Here is a 23,026-nt window from a genome sequence, read left to right on the forward strand (position 1 = left end):
CGGCAAGAACAGAGGCCTGCGACTGATCAGCTAGCCTTCCCCAAGACGAGCAAGGGTAAGGCCGCGAGGCGGTGCCGACAATCGCTATCTGAACGGGGTATCCGGAACCGGCCAGGCATGCGCCCGGCCGGCTCCGTTGCCTGAGCTCTTACTTCGCCGGCTTATACCAGCTGTCGAGACCGGTCTGCAGCTTCTTGGCCGCGGCTTCCGGCGTGTCGGTGCCGTTGATGACGTTGGCCGATTCAACCCAGGTCTCGTTTTCGAGGTTCGGCGTGCCGCGCGACAGGATCTGGTAGGTCGAGCGGATCGTCGACTTGCACTTGCCGCGCCAGGAGACGAATTCCTGCGCCAGCGGGTCCGCCATCTTCACCGGCGAGGAGTTCAGGCTGAAGAAGCCCGGCAACGCGTTGGCGTAAATGGTGGCGAAGTCCGGCGAGGCGACCCACGACAGGAAAGTCTTGGCCGCGTCGGCATGCTTGGAGGCTGCATTCAGGCCCATGCCGATATCGGTATGGTCGGAGATGTAGCAGGTGTCGCCGGCCTTCTCGACCGGCGGCGGGAAGGCGCCCATCTTGAACTGGGCCTGGGTGTTGAACAGGCCGATTTCCCACGAGCCGGCCGGGTAGATGGCGGCGCGGCCGAGCGTGAACAGGTTCTGGCTGTCCGGATAGGTCTGCGCCTCGAAGCCGTCGCCGAGATACGGCTTCCACTTGGCCAGTTCCTCATAGGGAGCGACCCAGTCCTTGTCGGTCAGCTTCTGCGTGCCCTTGATCAGCGCCTGACGGCCGTCCTCGCCCTTCCAGTAGTTGGGGCCGATGTTCTGGTAGCCCATGGTCGCGGCTTCCCAGAGGTCCTTGGTGCCCATCGCCATCGGGATGTAGGTGCCGTCGGCCTTGATCTTGTCAAGCGCGGCGAAGAACTCGTCGCGGGTCGTCGGCACCTTGATGCCGAGCTTGTCGAAGGCGTCCTTGTTGTAGATGAAGCCGTGGATGACGGACGCCATCGGCACGCAGAAGCTCGCCTTGCCGTCATCGGTCTGCCAGGCGGACTTCGCGACGGGCGAGAAGTTCTCCATGCCGGGCAGCGCCGAAAGATCGGCGAGGTTGCCCTTCTTGTAGAGTTCAAGCGACTTGTCGAAGGGGCGGCAGGTGATCAGGTCGCCCGCCGAGCCGGCGGCGAGCTTGGCGCCAAGGGCGGCGTCATATTCGGTCGGAGCCGATGGTGCGAACACCACCTTGATGCCGGGATTCTTGGCTTCGAAGGCCGGGATCAGCTTGTCCTTCCAGATGGCAAGGTCGTCGCCGCGCCAGCTTTCGATGTTGAGCGTTACGTCCTCGGCGTGAGCCAACCCGGCCGAGCCGAGAATGCTGGTGCCCAGAAGCAGTGCCGTCAGTAGTTTCGTTGTCATGCTCAGTCTCCCTGTTGACCTTTTTCAGGTTCGGTTTTGATGAGAACGGAGGCAGTGCGCCCCTTGCTCCCCTCGATCGCGGAAAGCGCCGGCCTCAGCCTCTGGCCGGTTCCTTCCAGCAGTTTCTCCGCCGCGTCGGCGCTGTCGGCGCCGGCGGCGAGCAGAATGGCGGTCTTGACCGCGCCGCCGCTCTTTTCGAGCAGCCGGGCGGCTTCGTCCCTGTCGCGCCCGCTGATGGCGGCGACGATGCGCGCGGCGCGGTCGCGCAGCTTGATGTTGTCGGCCAGGAGATTGACCATGTACCCGTCATGGACATGGCCGAGATGGACGGCGGTCAGCGTCGACAGCATGTTGAGCGCGATCTTCTGCGCGGTACCGGCGCCCATGCGCGTCGAGCCGGCGATCACTTCCGGCGGCGTTTCCAAGAGGATGGCGGTTTCGGCCTGGCGCAGCAGGGCCGAGTCCCGATTGTTGGCAATGCCGATGGTGGCTGCACCCTGGCTGGCAGCTTCCTCGATGGCGCGCACTGCATAGGGCGTGGCGCCGCTGGCGGAAAGGGCGATCAGGCAATCGCCCACGCCGATACCGGCATTGGCGACGGCAGCCGCCGCCTCCTCCGTATCATCCTCCGGGCCGCCGGCCAGTGTCCTCAAGGCCTCGTCGCCGCCGGCGATCAAGATGGCGATGCGGTCGCGGCGGATGCCGAAAGTGCCGGGAAGTTCCAGGGCGTCGGCCAGCGCCATCAGGCCGGAACTGCCGGCCGCGGCATAGGCAAGCTTGCCGCCGCCGCTCAACCGGCCGGCGATGATCTCGGCTGCCTTGGCGATGGCGGGGATAGCGTGGCGGACGGCCTTTGCGGCTTCGATCTGCGCATCGGCCAGCGAAACAAGGATGGCTTCCGGAGCCTGGATATCCAGCCCCTCGGCATTCCTGTGAAGCGCTTCGGTGCGCGTTTCAGCCATCCGTGTTCCTCCAATACCAGAACAATACCAAAAAAATACCACTTGTCCACATGCATTAACGAATTCGCGGAGAGGAAATCGCTGAGCCGGCGAAATGTGCAGGGTTTTCAATAAAATACGGCTTAATCTTTTTGAAACGAAAATTAACTCTTGGCTATTGGTATTTTATTGGTATTATCCGCCCGGAGGAGAAATCGCGTGAAATTCGTGCTCGGCATCGATGGCGGCGGCACCAGCTGCAGGGCCGCCTTGGCAACAGTTGAAGGTTCGGTCATTGGCCGTGCCAAAAGCGGCGCCGCCAACATCCGCACCGATCTCACCGGCGCGCGCTCGAACATTGTCGACGCCGCGCGGCAGGCTTTCATTGCCGCCGGGCAGGATCCCGAACTCATCCCGCAAACACCGGCCATTCTCGGCCTTGCCGGCGCCAATGTCGGCACCTACCGGCAGCAGCTCGAAGCCATCCTGCCGTTCAGCATCAGCCGTGTCGAGACCGATGCCGAGATCGCGCTCGAAGGGGCCGTCGGCTCCGGTGACGGCGCCATGGCCATCCTCGGCACCGGCACCGCCTATATGGCGCGCAAGCATGGCACGTCGCGCGCCATCGGCGGCTGGGGCTTCCAGGTCGGCGACCAGGGCAGCGGCGCCCGCATCGGCCGCGACCTGCTGGAGCAAACGCTGCTTGCCTATGACGGCGTGCGCGCACGCTCGCCGCTGACCGACGCCATGATGGCGATCTTCCGCAACAATCCCGAGGACGTGGTCGAATTCACCACCAACGCCAAGCCCGGCGATTTCGGCGGCTTCGCGCCCAAAGTGTTCGAGCATGCGCAAAAGGGCGATGCCGTCGCCAACTGGATCGTCGACAAGGCGGTCGGCGATGTCGAGGCCTCGCTGGGCGCACTCGACCTTTCGGATGACGCGCCGCTTTGCCTGCTTGGCGGGCTGGCGCCGCTTTATGCGCCGCGCCTGTCGGCGCGCTACCGCGCACTGCTCAAGCCGCCGCTCGACGACGCGCTGGGCGGCGCGGTGCAGATGGCGGTCCGGCTTTTCGCCAAACCGGTGGAGGCGGCGCGATGAGCGACGCCGCCGACCAGATCTTCGCCACGCTGAGGCAATCCGCGCAAAGCGGCGCGCCGCTCTATCTGCAGCTGCGCAAGAGCATCGAGGACGCCGTCAACCGTGGCCTGATCGGGCCGGGCGATGCGCTGCCCTCCGAGCGTGACATCGCCACCAAGGCCGATATTTCGCGCGTCACCGTGCGCAAGGCGGTGCAGGACCTGGTCAAGGGCGGCATTCTCGTCCAGCGCCACGGCTCCGGCACTTTCGTGGCGCCGCGCATGGAACGCGTCGAGCAATCGCTGTCGCGGCTGACCTCGTTTACCGAAGACATGGCGCGGCGCGGCATGGCGGTGCGTTCGGCATGGCTGGACCGCGGCCTCTATGCGCCCTCGCCCGACGAGATGATGGTGCTTGGCCTGTCGTCGAGCGAGTTGGTGGCGCGCGTGGCGCGCCTGCGCATCGCCAACGACACGCCGCTGGCGATCGAACGCGCCTCGCTGTCGGCCAGCGTGCTGCCCGACCCGGCGGGTATCGGCTCTTCGCTCTATGCCGCGCTGGAATTGACCGGCAACCGGCCGGTGCGGGCGGTGCAGCGCATCTCGGCCGCCAATCTCGGCGACAGCGATGCGCGCCTGCTCGAGGTGCCGCCGGGTATCGCCGGCCTGCATATTGAACGCATTTCCTATCTGGCGAGCGGCAAGGTGATCGAATTCACCCGCTCCATCTACCGGGGCGACGCCTATGATTTCGTCGCCGAACTGCGGCTGACAGGGCCGAGCGAAGAGGGCCGACCATGATCTCCAACATCACCCATATGCAGCGCGAGATCGAGGAGATCCCCGAGGCCGTCGCCCGCCTGCTCGACGGCTCCGGCGCCGTGCTCGCCGAGGCCGGGCGCGGTATCAAGGAGCGCGACCCGCATTTCGTCGTCACCGTGGCGCGCGGCTCGTCCGACCATGCGGCGACCTTCATGAAATATGCCGTGGAGCTGACCGCGGGCCTTGCCGTCGCTTCGGTCGGTCCGTCCATCGCCTCGATCTATGGCCGCAAGCTGAGGCTCGACGGCTCGGCGTGTCTGGCGATCTCGCAGTCGGGCAAGAGCCCCGACATCGTCGCCATGGCTGAAACCGCCCGCGCCGGCGGCGCGCTGACCATCGCCGTCACCAACACCGCCGACTCGCCGCTGGCGCGCGCCTGCGACTATTCGATCGACATTCTTGCCGGACCCGAGCGCAGCGTCGCCGCGACCAAGACTTTCGTCAATTCCGCCGTCGCCGGTCTCGCCTTGATGGCGCATTCCACCGGCGACGAAGCGCTTCTGGCAGCGCTGGCCCGCTTGCCCGAGCATTTCGGCAAGGCGATCGCCTGCGACTGGATGAGCGTGCTGGCCGAAACCATCGAGAAGCAGAAATCGCTGTTCATCCTTGGCCGCGGCCCGTCGGCGGCGATGGCCAACGAGGCGGCGCTGAAGTTCAAGGAAACCTGCGGCATGCATGCCGAGGCCTATAGCGCGGCCGAAGTCATGCATGGCCCACTGGCGCTGATCGGCCCCGACTTCCCGGTGCTGGCATTGGCCGCGCGCGATGCGTCCGAACCGTCCGTCGCCGAAGCAGCCGACGGCCTGGCGGCCAAGGGGGCGCCGGTGTTCGTCACCTCAGCGCTCGCCAACCGCGCCACCCGCCTGCCGCATGTCGCCACCGGCCACCCGCTGACCGATCCGCTGACGCTGATCGTTTCGTTCTACGTGTTCGTCGAGGCCTTCGCGCGCCATCGCGGCCTCGACCCGGACACGCCGCGCAATCTTCGCAAGGTGACGGAGACCGTATGAGCGACCGTTTTGCCCTGACTGGCGCCCGCATTTTCGACGGTGACGACTGGCATGAAGGCCACGCCCTAGTCGTGCGCGACGGCCTGGTCGAGGCTATTTTGCCCTCGGGCGCCATTCCCTCGGATATCCGCGCCGTCGACACCGGCGGCGGCATGCTGGTGCCGGGCTTCGTCGACATCCAGGTCAATGGCGGCGGCGGCGTCATGCTCAACGACCATCCCGATGTGGCCTCGATCGAGACCATCTGCCGGGCGCATGCGCCCTTCGGCACGACGGCGCTCTTGCCGACGCTGATCACCGACACGCCGGCGATCACCGCTTCCGCCATCGCCGCCGGCGCGGCCGCCGCTCGACAAAAGGTGCCGGGATTCCTCGGCCTTCATCTCGAAGGCCCGCATCTGTCGATCGCTCGCAAGGGCGCGCATGATCCGGCGCTGATCCGGCCGATGACGGATGCCGACCAGGCAATGCTGATCGCGGCGCGGCCGAAACTACCGGTGCTGCTCACCACGATCGCGCCGGAATCCGTCGATCCGGCGCGCGTTGCGGCCTTGGTCAAGGCCGGCATCATCGTCAGCCTCGGCCATTCCGACACGGGTTATGCCACGGCAAAAGCCTTTGCCGAGGCCGGTGCCGGCGTGGTCACGCATCTGTTCAACGCGATGAGCCAGATCGGCAACCGCGAGCCCGGCCTCGTCGGCGCGGCTGTCAGCATCGGCATATTGTCAGCCGGGCTGATCGCCGACGGCATCCATGTCCATCCGGCAACCATCCGGATCGCGCTCGACGCCAAACAGGGGCCGGGCAAGATCGTGCTGGTCACCGATGCGATGGCGACGATCGGCACCGACATGACCTCGTTCACGCTCAACGGCCGCACCATCTACCGCAAGGACGGGAGCCTCCGACTTGCCGACGGCACGCTGGCCGGCGCCGATCTCGACATGATCTCGGCTGTGCGGTTCATGCACGATGTCGTCGGTGTCGATCTGTCCGAGGCCTTGCGCATGGCTTCGCTCTATCCGGCGCAGGCGATCGGCCAATCGCACCGGCTTGGCCGCCTGGCCAACGGCACGGCGGCCGACATCGTTGCGCTGTCGGACGATCTTGGCATAGGAAGCGTCTGGATCGGCGGCGACAAGGTGTTCGAGGCCGGCGCTTCACGCTGAAGGCGGGCCATGCAGACAATCGATTGTGTCGTCGCCGGAGCAGGCGTCGTCGGGCTTGCCATCGCCAGGGCGCTTGCCGTGTCGGGCCGCGAGGTGGTGGTGGTCGAGCAGGCGGATGCGATCGGCACCGTCACCAGTTCACGCAATTCCGAAGTCATCCATGCCGGGCTCCATTATGCGCCGGGAAGCCTGAAGGCCCGGCTCTGCGTCGAAGGGCGCCGGCGTCTCTACGCCTACTGCGCCGAGCACGACATCGCCCATAAGCGTACCGGCAAGCTGATCGTCGCCAGCGAGCCAAGCCAGACCGACGGATTGCGGAAGATCGAGGCCAATGCGCGATGCTGCGGGGTCGACGACCTGCAATTCCTGACGCGTGACGAAGCCGAAAACCTGGAACCGGCACTGATATGCGCGGGCGCGCTCCTGTCGCCATCGACGGGCATTGTCGACAGCCATGCGCTGATGCTGTCGCTGCGCGGCGAGGCCGAAGCCGCCGGTGCGTCCTTGGCTTTCCTGACCACCGTTGCCGGGGCGACGATCGGGACCGGCGGGATCCGGATCGACACGCGCGATGCCAATGGCGAGACCTTCGCCCTGGAAGCGGCTGCCTTCATCAATGCCGCGGGCCTCGAGGCTCAGGCCCTGGCCGCCCGGATCGACGGTTTCCCCGAGGATTTCATCCCCCGGCAGTGGCCGGCGCGCGGGAATTATTTCGCGCTTCCCGGCCGCTCGCCTTTTTCGCGGCTGATCTATCCGGTTCCGGTCGACGGCGGCCTCGGCGTCCATCTGACGCTCGACCTTGGCGGCGGTGCGCGCTTCGGGCCCGATGTCGAATGGATCGACCGTGTGGATTATACGGTCGACCCCGGCCGAAGCGCCGTCTTCTACGAAGCGATCCGGCGCTATTGGCCCGACCTTGCCGAGGGCGCCCTGCTACCGGCCTATGCCGGCGTCAGGCCGAAATTGTCTGGCCCCGGCCAGCCTGCCGCCGATTTCATCATCCAGGGTCCGGCCGATCATGGCGCCGGGCGGATCGTCAATCTGTTCGGCATTGAGAGCCCCGGCCTGACGGCAAGCCTGGCCATCGCCGACCATGTCGTCGAACTGCTGCACCCGCGATAACGGGCGCGGTCAGGAATTTGTCATCTCAAGCGGCCATCATGAAACCTTTTGATTTCGAGCTCGTTGTCGGGGCGTATGTCCGAGGCGAAACCCAGATCCAGACCGGCCGACGGCATCAAACCGCGCGGCGCCCCCAAGCCGCGACGGCAGCGTGACGATCGCTCGCGCGCCGAGGAGCCGCGCGAAAAGAAGCCACGCAACAAGAGGATGTCGACCGTCGAAGCGGCCGCGTCCGGGACTGCCGGCGAAGCTCCGCCGCCGGAAGCCGTCGAACCCGATCCCGAACTGACGCCCAAGCAGGCAGAGGAGGCGCGCAAGAAGTACCTGCTGAAGCGATTCTGGATCAGCGGACGCGGCTATTGGGGACGGCACGGCGACAAGCTCGGCTGGCCGTTGACGGTCGGACTGCTGGTCCTGATCGTCGTCAATCTCGGCTTCCAGTACGGGATCAACGTCTGGAACCGCTCGATCTTCGACGCCATCGAGAAGCGCGACGCCCACACCGTCTATTTCCTGAGCGCGGTGTTCGTGCCTGTCGTGCTTGGCAGCATCAGCCTTGTCGTCGCGCAGGTCTATCTGCGCATGACCATGCAGCGCCGCTGGCGCTCCTGGCTGACCGCCTCGGTTATAGCGCGTTGGCTCGCCAACGGCCGCTATTACCAGCTGAATCTCGTGCAGGGCGACCACCAGAACCCCGAGGCCCGCCTCTCGGAAGATCTGCGCGTCGCCACCGAGGCGCCGGTCGATTTCGTCGCCGGCGTGATCGTTGCCACCCTGTCGGCGTCGACCTTCATCGTGGTGCTGTGGACGATTGGCGGGGCCTTGAGCTTCACCCTGGGAGGCTCGACCTTCACCGTGCCCGGCTTCCTCGTCGTCACGGCGGTGATCTATGCCGCGATCACCTCCACCTCGATGTTCGTCATCGGCCGCGATTTCGTGCGGCTGTCCGAAGAGAAGAACCAGACGGAAGCCGAATTCCGCTACGTGCTGACGCGCGTGCGCGAAAACGGCGAGAGCATCGCCTTGCTCGGCGGCGAGGAGGAGGAACGCAGCGGCATCGACAGGACCTTCGGCGGCGTGCTGAAGCGATGGGCGCAACTGACCGGCCAGCATATGCGCACGGCCCTGGTCTCGCAGGGCTCGAGCCTATTCGCACCCGTCGTGCCGGTCTTGCTCTGTGCTCCAAAGTTCCTTGAAGGCTCGATGTCGCTCGGCCAGGTCATGCAGGCGGCCTCCGCCTTCGCCATCGTGCAGGGCGCTTTCGGCTGGCTGGTCGACAATTATCCGCGCCTCGCCGACTGGAACGCCTCCGCGCGCCGCATCGCCTCGCTGATGATGTCGCTCGATGGGCTGGAGCGCGCCGAGCAGAGCGACGAGCTCGGGCGCATCCAGCACGGCGAGACCAAGGGCGATACGATGCTTTCCCTCAACGAGCTCTGCGTGACGCTCGACGACGGCACGTCTGTGGTCAAGGAGACGGAGGTCGCCGTCGAATCGGGCGAACGGGTGCTGGTTTCAGGCGAATCCGGCTCGGGCAAGTCAACGCTGGTGCGGGCGCTCGCCGGCCTGTGGCCGTGGGGAAGCGGCAGCGTCGATTTCCATCCCGACAAGCGGTTGTTCATGCTGCCGCAGCGGCCCTACGTCCCTTCGGGCACACTGCGCCGGGTGGTCGCCTACCCAGCGGCCCCCAACAAGTGGAAGCTCGACCAGATCAAGGCCGCCCTCGACAAGGTCGGCCTCGGCTACCTCGCCGACCGGATCAAGGAGGAAGCGCCCTGGGACCAGACGCTGTCGGGCGGCGAAAAACAGCGTGTCGCCTTCGCGCGCCTTTTGCTGCATCGCCCCGACATCGTCGTGCTGGACGAGGCGACGTCGGCGCTGGACGAAAAGAGCCAGGACCAGATGATGCAAACGGTGATCCGCGAACTGCCTGAGGTGACCATCGTCAGCGTGGCGCATCGCGCCGAACTGGAAGCGTTCCACACCCGCAAGATCACGCTGGAGCGGCGCAAGGGCGGCGCGAAACTGGTCGGGGATATCGACCTCGTGCCGCGCAACCGCAAACGCGGCCTATTTCAGCGCGCCTTGTGGGGCTCCAGCACGAGGACCGAAAAGCCGCGTAAGACGAAGTAACGGGGAGTCCCCCCGCTACCTAGGATGTGTAGAGATCCTTGTAGGCGTCGCGCAGAAGATTCTTCTGGACCTTGCCCATCGTGTTGCGCGGCAATTCGTCGACGAAGATCACCTGCTTCGGGTGCTTGTACCTGGCCAGGCGCTCGGCGATGGCGCCGAGGATTTCGGCTCCGCTGATCGCCGCCCCCGGCGCCCGCACGACGACCGCGGTGACGCCTTCGCCGAAATCCGGATGGGCGACGCCGATGACGGCGCTCTCGCTCACGCCGTCAAGCGCGTCGATCTCGCTTTCCAGTTCCTTCGGATAGATGTTGAAGCCGCCCGAAATGATCAGGTCCTTGCCACGGCCGACGATATGGACATAGCCGTCGGTGTCGATCATGCCGAGATCGCCGGTGATGAAGAAACCGTCGGCGCGGAATTCCGCCTTGGTCTTTTCCGGCATGCGCCAGTAGCCGCCAAAAACGTTCGGACCCTTGACCTCGATCATGCCGACCTCGCCTTGGGCCAGCGGCTTGCCGCTGTCCGGGTCGGCGATGCGCAGCGACACGCCAGGCAAGGGGAAGCCGACCGAGCCGGCGCGCCGTTCGCCCTCATAGGGGTTCGAGGTGTTCATGTTGGTCTCGGTCATGCCGTAGCGTTCGAGGATGGCGTGGCCGGTGCGTTCGCGCCAGGCCTTGTGCGTGTCGGCCAGCAGCGGCGCCGAACCGGATACGAACAGCCGGATGGTCTTCGTCGCCTGTCGGTCCAGTCCATCCTGCTGCAGCAGCCGCACATAGAAGGTCGGCACGCCCATCAGCGCGGTGGCGCGCGGCAGCAGCGCGACGATGCGGGCCGGATCGAATTTCTGTTCGAACAGCATCGAGGCGCCCGCCATCAGGACGACATTGGTGGCGACGAACAGGCCATGGGTGTGGAAGATCGGCAAAGCGTGGATCAGCACATCGCCCGATGTGAAGCGCCATTGCTCGACCAGCACCCGCGCATTCGAGGCCAGGTTTTCGTGGCTGAGCATGGCGCCTTTCGAGCGGCCTGTCGTTCCCGACGTGTAGAGGATTGCCGCGAGATCATCCGGCCCGCGCACCACATCGTGAAAATCCGACGGCAGATGCGAGGCCTGGTCCGCCAGCGATCCCCGGCCATAGCGGTCGAGCGTGACGACGACGGCGCCGGATGGCTCGACCATGCGGCCGATATCGGCCGCCTTTGCCGGATCGCAGACGATGACGCGCGGCGCTGCATCCGAGAAGAAATAGTCGAGCTCGGTCAGCGTGTAGGCGGTGTTGAGCGGCAGGAAGACGGCGCCGGCGCGCACGCAGGCGAGATAGAGCAGCAGCGCTTCCGGGCTCTTCTCGACCTGCACGGCGACCCGGTCGCCGGGCTCGACATCCAACTGCAGGAGCGCATGCGCGAGCTGCGCCGACCGCGCCAGCATGTCGCCATAGCCGAGCGCGCGCCCGTCATCGGTTTCCATCAACAGATGCCCGGGCGCCGGCATCCGGGACCGGAACGCGTCGAACAGATGATTGCTCATGAAGTCTTCCTGCGGTGACGGCAATGGCGACGCCGGCAGTGCCTCTGGGGCGACATGAGTCGGCGGCGAAGAGTTCGCGTTTCCCGGCCATGCCGTCAAGGCCGCAAACGGCGGTCCAGCACGTCACCTCCGCCGAAAGGTGGCTAAGGATCGCGACAAGGCGCCAAGGGAAAAGATCGTTACGGCCGGGCGCGTGCGGCCGAGGCGGCGACCTTTGAGACTTCGCCTTGCTTGAAACGCTCCATGCATATGGAAGCGGTCAGCTGGTAGTGCTCGATCAAGGCCTTGACCGCGCCGTCGGCATTGCCGTCCAGTGCGCATTCGGCGATCAGCCGGTGTTCGGCGAAATCGTCGCGCGGGATGCTTTCGCCGTCATTGGCCATTTGCCGGTAGCGGTAGGCGTGATCGGAAAGCTGATCGCAGAAACCCACCAGCCAGTGCGACCGGCAGGCCGAAATCAGCACCCGATGGAAGGTGCGGTGCAGTTTCTCCCAATCGGAATCGAGCGACGTGGCATTTTGCAGCGAAAGACGCGAGGCGCGGCCCAGGCGATGCAGCGCCAGCACCAGCTGTTCCTCCCATTCGGCGGTGCGATGGTCGATGGATTCGCGCAGCGCCCGCTCCTCGAGCCAGCAGCGGGTGCGCGTCAGCTCCTCGAGCTCCGCCGCACTGACCGGCATGATGAAAAAGCCACGCTGGTCGTGGCGACCAAGAAGTCCTTCGGAGGCAAGACGATTGAGAGCTTCGCGAACCGGGGAAGCGCCGGCGCCATATTTGGAAACAACCCACTCGACCCGCAGCTTGCTTTCGGTTTCAAGAGCGCCGCTGAGCAGATCCTCCCGCAGTTGATGATAGACGGTGCTGGCAAGCGTGCTTTTGGATCCTGTGCCGTCGTCGTTCAGATTGGCAGCTCCGTACGTCAAAGCGACTCCTCGTCCCAATTTCTGGCCTGGGCAATTCGAGTCCGAAAAAACGTCCCTCTCCGTACATGTATTATACAGCCTCTGCCGTCGGGCGCTCAAGCAGAAGATCGCGTTATTGTACTTTAGCACAAAGAAATATACCCCAGACCGCTGGCGGGTCGGGCAAACTCGCTCATCTCCACAACCAGCGGAAACTTAACGTGTTTCGTATGCACGCAGAATCATCTGTTCTTCGTGTGCTCGTGCGAGCGTCTTTTCTGCCGCGCGCAAAGATGCCGAACCGGGCGGCCGAATCAGCCCCTGTCCGGGCTCGACACTCGGCGCATGGATGCACAAGGCGGCCCGCACGAATCCTTAGCCGGCGGCCTTGTCGGCCGCTGTCCTGATCGCCTCGATGTTGGCGCGGTAGGCTTCGACGCTGCCGCCCTTGAAGATGGCCGCGCCCGCCACCAGCACATCGGCGCCGGCTGCCGTGACCAGGGGGGCTGTTTCGGGCGAAACGCCGCCGTCGATCTCGATGCGGATCGGCCGGTCGCCGATCAGCGCCTTGACCCTTCTCACCTTGTCGACGATCCCCGGGATGAAGGCCTGGCCGCCAAAACCCGGATTGACGGTCATGATCAGGATCAGGTCGAGCCGGTCGAGCACATATTCGATCATCGTTTCCGGCGTCGCCGGATTGAGCGAAACACCAGCCTTCTTGCCGAGATTCCTGATGGTCTGCAGCGAGCGGTCGAGATGCGGTCCGGCCTCGGCATGCACGGTCATGCCGTCGCAGCCGGCCTCGGCGAAGGCGGCCAGGTAGGGATCGGCCGGCGCAATCATCAGATGGCAGTCGAAGAAGGCCTTGGTGCGGTTGCGGATCGCCTTGATGACGGGCGGGCCGAAGGTGATGTTGGGGACGAAATGGCCATCCATGACATCGAGATGGATCCAGTCGGCGCCTGCCGCCGCGACGGCTTCGACCTCGTCGCCGAGCCTCGAAAAGTCCGAAGCCAGCACCGACGGTGCGATCAAGGTCTTTCTGCTCATCCTGCGGCCTTTCCAAGCGTCCTTTTTCATCGGGCTGTGAACCGACTGCCTAATGCGCTCCAGATGACTTGTCGAGGGCGCAGGTACGGGCGCCGCCTGCAGCGTATGGCGCGGCAGGATTGCCAAGGATCAAAAAAGAACCCGCCGGATCGCTCCGGCGGGTTTCTGGTCTGGTGTCGAACAGCTTGGTTACTGCTGCTGGAGCTTCAGGGTTCTGTTTGGATCCTGCTGCTGGTCGACCTGCGGCTGACGCCGTGGCAGCACCTGCTGCAGCAGCAGTCCCGGGTTGATCTCCAGCGATGGTTGTCCCCGGATAGGCCGGCAGTTCGGATACCGTCCAATCGTGCCTTCCGGGCAGCGCCGCTTGAAGATCGGCTGGCACTGGCCATTGATCATCTGCGTGCCCGGCGCGCACTCCGTCTGCTGCCTGGGCCTGCGGCATGCGCCGTCGATCACCTCGGTGCCGCGCGGACAGACACACTCGCCGCGCTTGTTGTGGACCTGGCCGCGTATGTCGCATTGCTCCAGTTGCGGCTGCTTGCGCCGGCACGCGCCGTCGATCACCTCGGTCCCACGCGGGCAGACGCAATCGCCATTGGCATCGTGCACCTGGCCGCGGATAGCGCACTGCTCGGGCTTCGGCCGGACCGGCCGGCAGGCCCCATTGCGCACCTCGGTGCCCTGTGGACAGACGCAATCGCCATCGCCATTGCGGATCTGTCCGGGGATGCGGCACTGCTCAGGCTTCGGCCGCACCGGACGGCAGGCGCCGTTGCGCACCTCGGTCCCTTGCGGGCAGACGCAGTCGCCATCGCCATTGCGGATCTGGCCGGGGATGCGGCACTCCTCAGGCTTTGGCCGCACCGGGCGGCAGGCGCCGTTGCGCACCTCGGTCCCTTGCGGGCAGACACAATCGCCATCGGCATTGTGGATCTGGCCGCGGATGGTGCACTGTTCGGGCCTGTCGGTCCTGACGCACTTGCCGTTCTCCAGCGCCGTGCCGCGCGGGCAGATGCAGCGCCCGTCCTCGGTGCGGATCTGGCCTTCGAGCAGCACGCAGCGCTTCGGCGGTGGCGTCGGCAGAATGTTGGTGCCGCCGCCGGTGCACTGGCCGTTGCGGAAGGTGGTGCCTTCCGGGCAGACGCAGCGGCCGGCATCGTTCATGACGAAGCCCGGCGAGCATTCCTTCTTCACCTCATGGGTGATGTTGAAGGGATGGCACGCATAGGCCTTGCCGCGATCGCCCAGCACATTGGCCGCATCCTTGGACAGCACATCGCCGCCGCCCTGCACCCGTGTATCGGGAGACAGGACGCCAACGCAGTTCTGGCCATTGACGTTGCCTTGCAAATTGGCCAGACGCCCGTCGTCGGGAATGACCACGGTGACGTGATGCGACTGGCTCTCGCCGGCGCCGAGCGTCAAGTTGGCAATACAGGACAGAGGCAGGGTCGCCGGTTCGGGCGAGCAGCCGAAGGGCGGGTCGATCGAGGTGATCGCAACGCCGTCCAGCCGGCCGAGACCCTCCACGCCGATCGCATCGCCGATGCGAACCGGACCGGAGAAGGGACTCGTCCCGTCATTGGTGATGGTGATGTCGAACGAGCAGGGCCGGCCGAGCCGGCATTCGCGGTCGCCGGTCTTCTCGACACGGATGGTCGAGGAGCCGCCACCCTTGGCGCAGGCCTGGCCGATCGGATAGACGATGTCGTCGCCAGGCGCAGGACCATAGGAGCCGCGCGCGCAGTTCTCGAACTCGCCATTGGCCGAGACGGTGACGTCGAAGTGCCTGCTGGTTCCGGGCGTCATGACGGCGCCGGGAATCTGGCACGACAGCGTGTTGGCCGGAACCGGTCCGCACGCCCATTCCGCGCCGTCGGGGGTGACGGTCTGGACCTGGGCGGGCGCGCCGCCCGACACCAGCGTGGCGGCATCGTTGACCCGCACCGGGCCGGTGGGGGCGGCCGTGCCGGCGTTGGAGACGGTGACGCGGCAAGAGACGACCGCGGCACCGGCCAGCGAACCGTTGCACACCTTGGTGATGCGCAGGCCAGGCTTGCCGCCATTGGGACGACGGATGCGTTCCTTGGCGCAGGCCTTGTTGTTGGTGAGGTCGACCTCACCGGGAATGGCCTTCACCGCGGCGCAGTTCTCGACCGTATCCGACTGGTAGCCGGCCGGCATGACCGCCTTGACGAAGATCGGCGTCGAGGCGCCCGCGGGCAGCGAGATGCCGGCATTGTCGCAGCGGAACTGGCCGGGGCCGTTCGGACCGCATGTCCAGGGCGGGCTCGGCCCGAAGGTCGAGGAGCTCGGCGCGCCGCCGGGATAGTTGTCGATCACCGTCAACGGCCCGTTATAGGTCGATGTTCCGTTGTTGATGATGTCGATCACGAAGGTGCAGACGCCGTCCGGCGTGCAGATTTCGGTACGGGCCCGCTTCTTCAGGATCAGGTCGACCTTCTTCTGGACCGGCGGCTGGCAGTCACGGTCACGATCGCCACGGCGGCAGATCGGGATCGAGGCGCAGCCACGGTCGTTCGACTGGCTGCCGAACAACGGCTTGCCGCTGGCGGCATAGTTGTAGGTCGCGCAGTTGCGCAGTGCACTGCCTTGCCAGCCCCCGGCCGGCTTGAAGCCGAGCTTGAGGTCGACAAAGGCCCCCGGGTTGAGCGTGGTCACCGGATAGGTGCACGTCATCGGGGTGGTGCCGGGCACGCAGACCCAGGGCGGATTGGGCCCCGAACTCAGCGTCGAGCCGGCCGGCAGCGTCACCTCGTCGAGCACGATCTTGCCGTTGTAGGGTGCGGTGCCGACATTGGTGACCCGGATGGTGAAGTCACAGCCGCCGGCCATCGTGCAACGTGGCACGTCGGCGCGTTTCTCGACCTTGAGGTCCGGCTGCTTTTCAGGCGGGCATCTGACGTCGCGCGGGATGACGATGTCGATGGTCTGCGTGCAGCACAGGCCCCAGCCTTCCTTCGGCCCGGCATAGGTCTCGATGCCGGTGACGATGAGGTGGATGACGTCGCCGGGCGATGCGCCGACGATCTTCCAGTTCAGCACGCCGCCGCCTGGAGGCACCAGCTGGGTGTCAGGGATGATGGTGATGCCGGGCGTCGTCGTCGAAACCTGCACCCATTTGCCGCCCATCTCCGGGCCGACCGGCATGTGGTAGATGAAGGCACCGCCGCCGGGCACGCAATCGACGGTGCCGCGTTCCACCTTGAAGCATTCCTTGCCGGGAGGTGGCGGCGGCGGGTTGCATTTGGTGACGTCGATCTTGATCGAGGTCTTCACACCGGTCTTATAGTCGCCGTCGTCCGGCTTGCCCGGATCCTGCGACGGGATGACGGTCGCCGGGCCGCCCCTCAGGCTCACTCTGATCTGGCCCTGGTTGTCGACCGTCGTCGGCGCAGGAAACGCCGCATGGTCTATCTTGGCGGTGATCCGGAAGGTGATGATGCGTTCGTTCACGGCGCCTGACCCGTCGAGGTCGGAGGCGGAAATCCGGAAATCGGAAACATCGGCGGTATCGTCGGGTCCGGCCGAATTGCTGATGACGGCCGCCGGCAGCGGTCCGCCAGAAGCGTCCGTGCCGTCGCCGGCGACCTGCACGTTGACGATCGACAGTCCGTGCGGCAGCTGGTCCTTGAAGTCGATCCTTGCGGCTTTCAGCAAGGCCGCGAGGCTCGGATTGTCGAAGCCTTTCGGATCGCCGCGCAGGCCGAAGCTCAGGAAATATTCGACATAGTCGCAGCTTCGCTGGCCGCCTTTCTTGGTGAAGAAGGGCACGATCCGGCCGGGCTCCGGATTGATCACCCGGGGATTGTCGAGTTCGAGCCGTGGCTCCGGACTGACGGTTTCGAGTTGACCGGCCGGAGCAAGGTCTTCAGCGAAGCCGTGCACCGGGGTGAGCATGGCGACCGCGATACCGGCCGCCATCAGCCAGCGCGCGCCGCGCCTGGCATATGACAGGGGTTTCATGATCGTCTCCATGACGGTTGAGTGGTTTTGCGCGAACGGGGAGAGTGCGAGATTGTTCATCTTCCCCTCCTCAACGTTCGCAGCTGACGGCTGGGGTGCGGAGCGGCAAGGTCATCTTGCAGCAAGGGTAGTAGCCACCCTTGTCCTTGTCGGACTTCCTGTAGAAGCATAGTCCAACATCCACTCTGTCACCCGGATAGTGGCCGGTGATGCCGATCGTGTAAGGCGTGCCGGGCGCATGCGACATGGGTGAGGTCACCGCGACGCCTGGCGTCCTGGACTGGGCCTTGATCGAATCGCCGCCGAAGCCGGCATGGTCATGGAGATAGAGATCGGCCTCGAGGCCCGAAGGCGTGCAGTAATACTGGACGTCCTCGACATCGAGACAGGGAGGCAGGTTGCCGGGCGGTGGGAAGTCCGGCGGGTAGAAGGGTGGCAGATAGCCGCCCGGGATTTCTTCATAATAGCCGGCGCGGCCCTCGCAGGGGTGCCAGACGGCGACGTCGCCGACATGGCCTTCCACCTCGGGATCTTCGAAATAGCCGTCGAAATCGACGAACCAGGAACCGAAGGGCGGCACGTTGGCCGGCTTGACCAGGTCCTTGGGCGTGATCTGCACGCCATGCACGGCGAGCGGCCCGCCGGCTGAGAGCTGCTCGGCAAGCGTCGGATTGTCGCGCAATTTGTCGCCGGTGTTGACCAGCGTCTGCGTGCACACCGAGGTGTCGAGATCGCCGTCGGCGTCATAGCCATATTGCAGGTCGAGGCCGCCGGCCGACTGCCGGTTGCCTTGCGGGAAGCCGACCGCATATTCCTGCGGCACTTCCACCCAGACCGATTCCGTTGCCGGATCGTCCGGATTCTCGTGCCAGTAGCGGATGACCTCGCCTTTGCCGGAATCGGCGAACTGGCTGTAATCATAGCGGTTTTCGACCGGGCCGCGCTGGGCGAGATACATGAAGCCGCTGTTGTCGAAGGCGATATCGGTGACGGCGTAGTCCTTGTCGGCCTTGACCGTCAGTTCCCAGCGCGGGTCGCCGGCAAAGCCGCCGTCGCGGGCAATGCCCACCGACCAGATTTCCGACTTTTCGCCGACCGAATAGTAGAGCCGGCCGCCATGGTAGGAGACGGCCCAAACGCGGCGCTCGTCCTGGGTGTAGCCCCAGGTCTCGGGGTCTTCCGTGTCGAAGGCGGCACCCTGAATGTCCATCACCGCGGCATCGTCGGCGACGGGAGCCAGGCCATGCGCCGGGCGCCCGGCGACGCCATGATCGAACGTGTCGATCAATCTGCCGGTGGCGTCGATGCGATGGATCAGGCCGGTGTCGAGATCCGAGGCGAAGAACTGGCGGTGGTTGGGATCGAAGGTGAGATTGCCGATGCCGGGACCGCTGTCGGTGTCGATGTCGGCGAATTTGGCGACCTGGCCGGTGATGCCGTCGATCTTCCAGATGGTGCCCGGGCCGCCGCCGTTTTCGGTGCCGAACTGGCCATCCATGAAAGTGGCGCCTGCCGTGCCGCGGCGCTGCCGCTCCGGCCTGCCGTCACTGTCGGCGTCCGGCGTGACGATGCGGATGCCGTGCAGCGAGGTTGCGGCGGCGTAAAGATTGGGAACGCCCGACGGAACCCCGCCGCGCACGCCGTCATCATAGGTGAGGCCGAAAACCTGGCCGATCTGGCCGGCCGTCACCTCGAAGGGCGGCGGCGTGAAGACGAGCTGGCCCGAGGCCGGCCCGCCGAGATGCGAAACGTCGAAAACGCGCAAGGTGACGCGCGTGGTGTCGATGAAGGTTTCGTCGACCGGATCGACGCCGGGCGGCAGGCCTTCGTCGAAGTTCGGAATGACGGTGCCGGAAAATCCGGTGACCGCCATCGAGCCGGGATAGATGACCTGGGTGTCCTGCGCCCGGGCGACGCCGCCAAGCCAAAGGCCGGCGGTCAGGGCAATCGCAAGAAGTCCGCCGGTTGCCTTGATCAGGCGGTGCAAACGGCTGGCGCGAGAAGGCACGAACGGGCCGTGATCGCAAGACATGGAACTCCCCCCGAAGTCTGCGGGAGGAGCCTCCGGCTGTGCCGCGCGAACCAGGGCAAGGCGCGGCGGTCCGGCTCGTTCTTCCCTGCTCGAATTGTCTGCTTTCCTCATTGTCACGATACGCCTGCTCTTACGCAGGGTCAACGGAATCAGCAGGAAGCCCAGCGCATCGACCCCGTCCCGAAGGCGGTGGTCGCGCCGAGTTCCTGTTGTTCCCGGAGACCTGGGAGTCTCTGGGTTGCTGGTCATGGGGGCTTCCTTTCCGGGCCGCACCATGCGGCACCTTGACCTCTGTCGCGGACGGAGGTGGAAAGGTTCATGGAAGCCTTGCGCAGAATGCTTGCGCCCGCTGTCGCGTGTTCTTATATACGCGCCAAGCCGTCCGACGCCGGAACTCCGGTGGCCGGACGGGATTTCTTGTGAACAGGGGCTTTCGTCGGAACGCCTTCACGGGTCCTGAAAGCCTGCTTAGCGGAGAGACTAGAAAAATGGCAAAAGTAATCGGTATCGATCTCGGAACCACCAATTCCTGCATCGCCATCATGGATGGCAAGGAGCCCAAGGTTATCGAGAATGCGGAAGGCGCGCGCACGACGCCTTCCATCGTCGCCATCTCGGGCGACGGCGAACGTCTGGTCGGCCAGCCGGCCAAGCGCCAGGCGGTCACCAATCCTGAAAACACCATCTTCGCGGTCAAGCGCCTGATCGGCCGCCGCTATGACGATCCGGTGACGGAAAAGGACAAGAAGCTTGTCCCCTACAAGATCGTCAAGGGCGACAATGGCGATGCCTGGGTCGAAGCCGGCGGCAAGAAGCAGTCGCCCAGCCAGATCTCGGCCATGATCCTGCAGAAGATGAAGGAAACGGCGGAAGCCTATCTCGGCGAGAAGGTCGAGAAGGCGGTCATCACCGTTCCGGCCTATTTCAACGATGCCCAGCGCCAGGCCACCAAGGACGCCGGCAAGATCGCCGGCCTCGAAGTGCTGCGCATCATCAACGAGCCGACGGCCGCCGCGCTCGCCTACGGCCTCGACAAGAAGGATGGCAAGACCATTGCCGTCTATGACCTTGGCGGCGGCACGTTCGACATTTCGGTGCTCGAAATCGGCGACGGCGTGTTCGAGGTGAAGTCGACCAATGGCGACACCTTCCTCGGCGGCGAGGATTTCGACATGCGCCTGGTCGAGTATCTGGCGGCCGAGTTCAAGAAGGAACAGGGCATCGACCTGAAGAACGACAAGCTCGCCTTGCAGCGCCTCAAGGAGGCGGCTGAAAAGGCCAAGATCGAGCTGTCGTCCACCACGCAGACCGAAATCAACCTGCCCTTCATCACCGCCGACGCGACCGGGCCCAAGCACCTGACGCTGAAGCTGACGCGCGCCAAGTTCGAAAGCCTGGTCGAGGATCTCGTCCAGCGCACCATCGACCCGTGCAAGGCAGCACTCAAGGATGCCGGCCTGAAGGCTGGCGAGATCGACGAAGTGGTCCTGGTCGGCGGCATGACCCGCATGCCCAAGATCCAGGAGATCGTGAAGCAGTTCTTCGGCAAGGAGCCGCACAAGGGCGTCAACCCGGATGAGGTCGTTGCTCTCGGCGCCGCCATCCAGGCCGGCGTGCTGCAGGGCGACGTCAAGGACGTGCTGTTGCTCGACGTGACGCCGCTGTCGCTCGGCATCGAGACGCTGGGCGGCGTGTTCACCCGGCTGATCGAGCGCAACACGACGATCCCGACCAAGAAGAGCCAGGTGTTCTCGACCGCTGAAGATTCGCAGTCGGCCGTGACCATCCGCGTCTTCCAGGGCGAGCGTGAAATGGCCGCCGACAACAAGGCGCTCGGCCAGTTCGACCTGGTCGGCATTCCGCCGGCGCCGCGCGGCGTGCCGCAGATCGAGGTCACCTTCGACATCGACGCCAACGGCATCGTCAACGTTTCGGCCAAGGACAAGGGCACCGGCAAGGAGCACCAGATCCGCATCCAGGCCTCGGGTGGCCTTTCGGACGCCGACATCGAGAAGATGGTGAAGGACGCCGAAGCCAATGCCGAGACCGACAAGAAGCGGCGCGCCGTGGTCGAGGCCCGCAACCAGGCCGAGGCGCTGGTGCATTCGTCCGAGAAGTCGCTGAAGGAATATGGCGACAAGGTCTCGGAAGCCGAGCGCACGGCGATTTCCGATGCCATCGCGGCACTGAAGACCGCCGCCGAGGGCGACGACGCGGCCGACATCGAGGCCAAGAGCCAGGCGCTCGCCGAAGCTTCGATGAAGCTCGGCCAGGCCATGTACGAGGCCTCGCAGAAGGAAGCGGCGGAAGCCGACGCCAAGGCGGATGCCGCCAAGGACTCCGACGTGGTCGATGCCGATTTCGAGGAAATCGACGAGGACGACGACAAGAAGAAGTCGGCCTGAGCCGCTTGACGGCAAGATAAAGCGGAAAGCCCGGCGTAAAGCCGGGCTTTTTTGCAACCCTCGCTGAAAAAAGTGCGGGGCCTGCCGAAAAAATCACTGAAAACCACGGACAAGTTCGCGCCGGCCCTAGCATCGGGGCAGCACCGCTCCTAAATCGAGGCGACGTGCCGGCAAACGACGCAACAATGCATCAAGACGTTGAGCATCCGGACAGCGGGAAAAAATGAAAGCTGATTTCTACGAAACGCTGGGCGTACAAAAGGGCGCCGACGAGAAGGAGCTCAAGAGCGCTTTCCGCAAGCTCGCCATGCAGTTCCATCCTGACCGCAACCCCGGCGATCACTCCTGCGAGCACAAGTTCAAGGAAATCAACGAAGCCTACGAGACGCTGAAAGACCCGCAGAAACGCGCGGCCTATGACCGTTTCGGCCACGCCGCCTTCGAACAGGGCGGCATGAATGGCGGGGCGCAGGGCTTTGGCGCCGGCGGTTTCGCCGACATCTTCGAGGATATTTTCGGCGACATGATGGGTGGGCGCCAGCGCCGCTCGTCGGGCGGCCGCGAGCGCGGCGCCGACCTGCGCTACAACATGGAAATCTCGCTCGAAGAGGCTTTCGCGGGAAAGACCGCGCAGATCCGGGTGCCGGCCTCGATCTCGTGCTCGGAATGCTCCGGCAGCGGCGCCAAGCCCGGCACCCAGCCGGTGACCTGCTCGATGTGCCATGGCCATGGCAAGGTGCGGGCGACGCAAGGCTTCTTCTCGATCGAGCGCACCTGCCCGCAATGCCAGGGCCGCGGCCAGACGATCAAGGATCCGTGCCCGAAATGCGCCGGCCAGGGCCGCGTCACCGAGGAGCGTTCGCTGTCGGTCAACATTCCGGCCGGCATCGAGGACGGCACCCGCATCCGCCTTGCCAATGAGGGCGAGGCCGGCCTGCGCGGCGGGCCCTCGGGCGATCTCTATATTTTCCTGGCGGTGAAGCCGCATGAATTCTTCCAGCGCGATGGTGCCGATCTCTATTGCAAGGTGCCGATCTCGATGACGACGGCGGCCCTTGGCGGCTCCTTCGAGGTGACGACGCTGGACGGAACCCAGACCAAGGTGAAAGTGCCCGAAGGCACGCAGAACGGCCGCCAGTTCCGCCTCAAGGGCAAGGGCATGCCGGTGCTGCGCCAGCCCAATGTCGGCGACCTCTATATCCAGACCGCTGTCGAGACGCCGCAGAACCTGTCGCGCCGCCAGCGCGAGTTGCTGGAGGAGTTCGAGCAGCTGTCCTCGCAGGACAATTCGCCCCAATCGAGCGGGTTTTTCGCCCGCATGAAGGATTTCTTCGAATCCTTCAGCGAACGTTGATGGTGCAAGAACGGCGCGGGAATCGATGAAACGCGCCGTGTTTTGAGACGCGACGAAATCTATCTTATCCACGAC

The 23,026-nt window shown here is 65.1% G+C and carries 15 protein-coding genes; 8 read left to right on the forward strand and 7 right to left on the reverse strand.

Going from position 1 to position 23,026, the window contains the following annotated elements; genetic code table 11:
• Nucleotides 1-148: 148 nt before the first annotated feature.
• Nucleotides 149-1,408: an ABC transporter substrate-binding protein gene (locus CK228_RS16850; RefSeq protein ID WP_010912695.1), complete on the reverse strand. Its 1,260-nt coding sequence runs from the start codon at nt 1,406-1,408 to the stop codon at nt 149-151.
• 2 nt (nt 1,409-1,410) lie between these two features.
• Entirely contained in the window at nt 1,411-2,370 is a 960-nt protein-coding gene (locus CK228_RS16855) for an N-acetylmuramic acid 6-phosphate etherase (protein WP_095788578.1), read from the reverse strand.
• Nucleotides 2,371-2,568: 198 nt separating this feature from the next.
• On the opposite strand from CK228_RS16855, the gene CK228_RS16860 reads away from it, so the two are divergent.
• The 6 genes from CK228_RS16860 (at nt 2,569) to CK228_RS16885 (ending at nt 9,684) form a co-directional block, all read left to right on the forward strand.
• Nucleotides 2,569-3,450 (forward strand): N-acetylglucosamine kinase, encoded by an 882-nt coding sequence (locus tag CK228_RS16860; protein WP_095773341.1) that lies wholly within the window; start codon nt 2,569-2,571, stop codon nt 3,448-3,450.
• Entirely contained in the window at nt 3,447-4,229 is a 783-nt protein-coding gene (locus CK228_RS16865) for a GntR family transcriptional regulator (protein WP_095773342.1), read from the forward strand. The genes CK228_RS16860 and CK228_RS16865 overlap by 4 nt, the downstream gene beginning before the upstream one ends.
• Nucleotides 4,226-5,260, forward strand: coding sequence for an SIS domain-containing protein (locus CK228_RS16870; RefSeq protein ID WP_095788579.1), 1,035 nt, complete (start codon nt 4,226-4,228; stop codon nt 5,258-5,260). The genes CK228_RS16865 and CK228_RS16870 overlap by 4 nt, the downstream gene beginning before the upstream one ends.
• Nucleotides 5,257-6,429 carry an N-acetylglucosamine-6-phosphate deacetylase gene (gene nagA, locus CK228_RS16875; protein WP_095788580.1) on the forward strand — a complete coding sequence of 391 codons (1,173 nt, stop codon included), beginning with the start codon at nt 5,257-5,259 and terminating at the stop codon, nt 6,427-6,429. Before CK228_RS16870 ends, nagA begins: the two co-directional genes overlap by 4 nt.
• 9 nt (nt 6,430-6,438) lie before the next feature.
• Nucleotides 6,439-7,551 (forward strand): NAD(P)/FAD-dependent oxidoreductase, encoded by a 1,113-nt coding sequence (locus CK228_RS16880; RefSeq protein WP_095788581.1) that lies wholly within the window; start codon nt 6,439-6,441, stop codon nt 7,549-7,551.
• Nucleotides 7,552-7,626: 75 nt separating this feature from the next.
• The gene (locus CK228_RS16885) at nt 7,627-9,684 is read left to right on the forward strand and encodes an ABC transporter ATP-binding protein/permease (protein ID WP_095788582.1); all 2,058 of its coding nucleotides are present in this window, start codon (nt 7,627-7,629) and stop codon (nt 9,682-9,684) included.
• Nucleotides 9,685-9,703: 19 nt separating this feature from the next.
• Here CK228_RS16885 and CK228_RS16890 read toward each other — a convergent pair whose 3' ends face one another.
• The 5 genes from CK228_RS16890 to CK228_RS16910 form a co-directional block, all read right to left on the reverse strand.
• Nucleotides 9,704-11,218, reverse strand: a complete 1,515-nt coding sequence (locus CK228_RS16890; RefSeq protein WP_095788583.1) for a malonyl-CoA synthase — start codon at nt 11,216-11,218, stop codon at nt 9,704-9,706.
• A gap of 179 nt (nt 11,219-11,397) precedes the next feature.
• Nucleotides 11,398-12,141: a GntR family transcriptional regulator gene (locus CK228_RS16895; RefSeq protein ID WP_095773348.1), complete on the reverse strand. Its 744-nt coding sequence runs from the start codon at nt 12,139-12,141 to the stop codon at nt 11,398-11,400.
• Nucleotides 12,142-12,495: 354 nt separating this feature from the next.
• The gene (gene rpe / locus CK228_RS16900) at nt 12,496-13,173 is read right to left on the reverse strand and encodes a ribulose-phosphate 3-epimerase (RefSeq protein WP_019862369.1); all 678 of its coding nucleotides are present in this window, start codon (nt 13,171-13,173) and stop codon (nt 12,496-12,498) included.
• Between the two features lie 189 nt (nt 13,174-13,362).
• Entirely contained in the window at nt 13,363-17,220 is a 3,858-nt protein-coding gene (locus tag CK228_RS16905; RefSeq protein ID WP_095788584.1) for a hypothetical protein, read from the reverse strand.
• A gap of 10 nt (nt 17,221-17,230) precedes the next feature.
• Nucleotides 17,231-19,468 (reverse strand): hypothetical protein, encoded by a 2,238-nt coding sequence (locus CK228_RS16910; RefSeq protein ID WP_095788585.1) that lies wholly within the window; start codon nt 19,466-19,468, stop codon nt 17,231-17,233.
• Nucleotides 19,469-19,680: 212 nt separating this feature from the next.
• Here CK228_RS16910 and dnaK point away from each other — a divergent pair, with 212 nt between their 5' ends.
• The gene (gene dnaK / locus CK228_RS16915) at nt 19,681-21,597 is read left to right on the forward strand and encodes a molecular chaperone DnaK (RefSeq protein WP_010912682.1); all 1,917 of its coding nucleotides are present in this window, start codon (nt 19,681-19,683) and stop codon (nt 21,595-21,597) included.
• Nucleotides 21,598-21,820: 223 nt separating this feature from the next.
• Nucleotides 21,821-22,951 (forward strand): molecular chaperone DnaJ, encoded by a 1,131-nt coding sequence (dnaJ, locus tag CK228_RS16920; protein ID WP_095788586.1) that lies wholly within the window; start codon nt 21,821-21,823, stop codon nt 22,949-22,951.
• Nucleotides 22,952-23,026: the final 75 nt, after the last annotated feature.

Source organism: Mesorhizobium sp. WSM4312 (genome assembly GCF_002294875.1).
Taxonomy (GTDB): Bacteria; Pseudomonadota; Alphaproteobacteria; order Rhizobiales; family Rhizobiaceae; genus Mesorhizobium.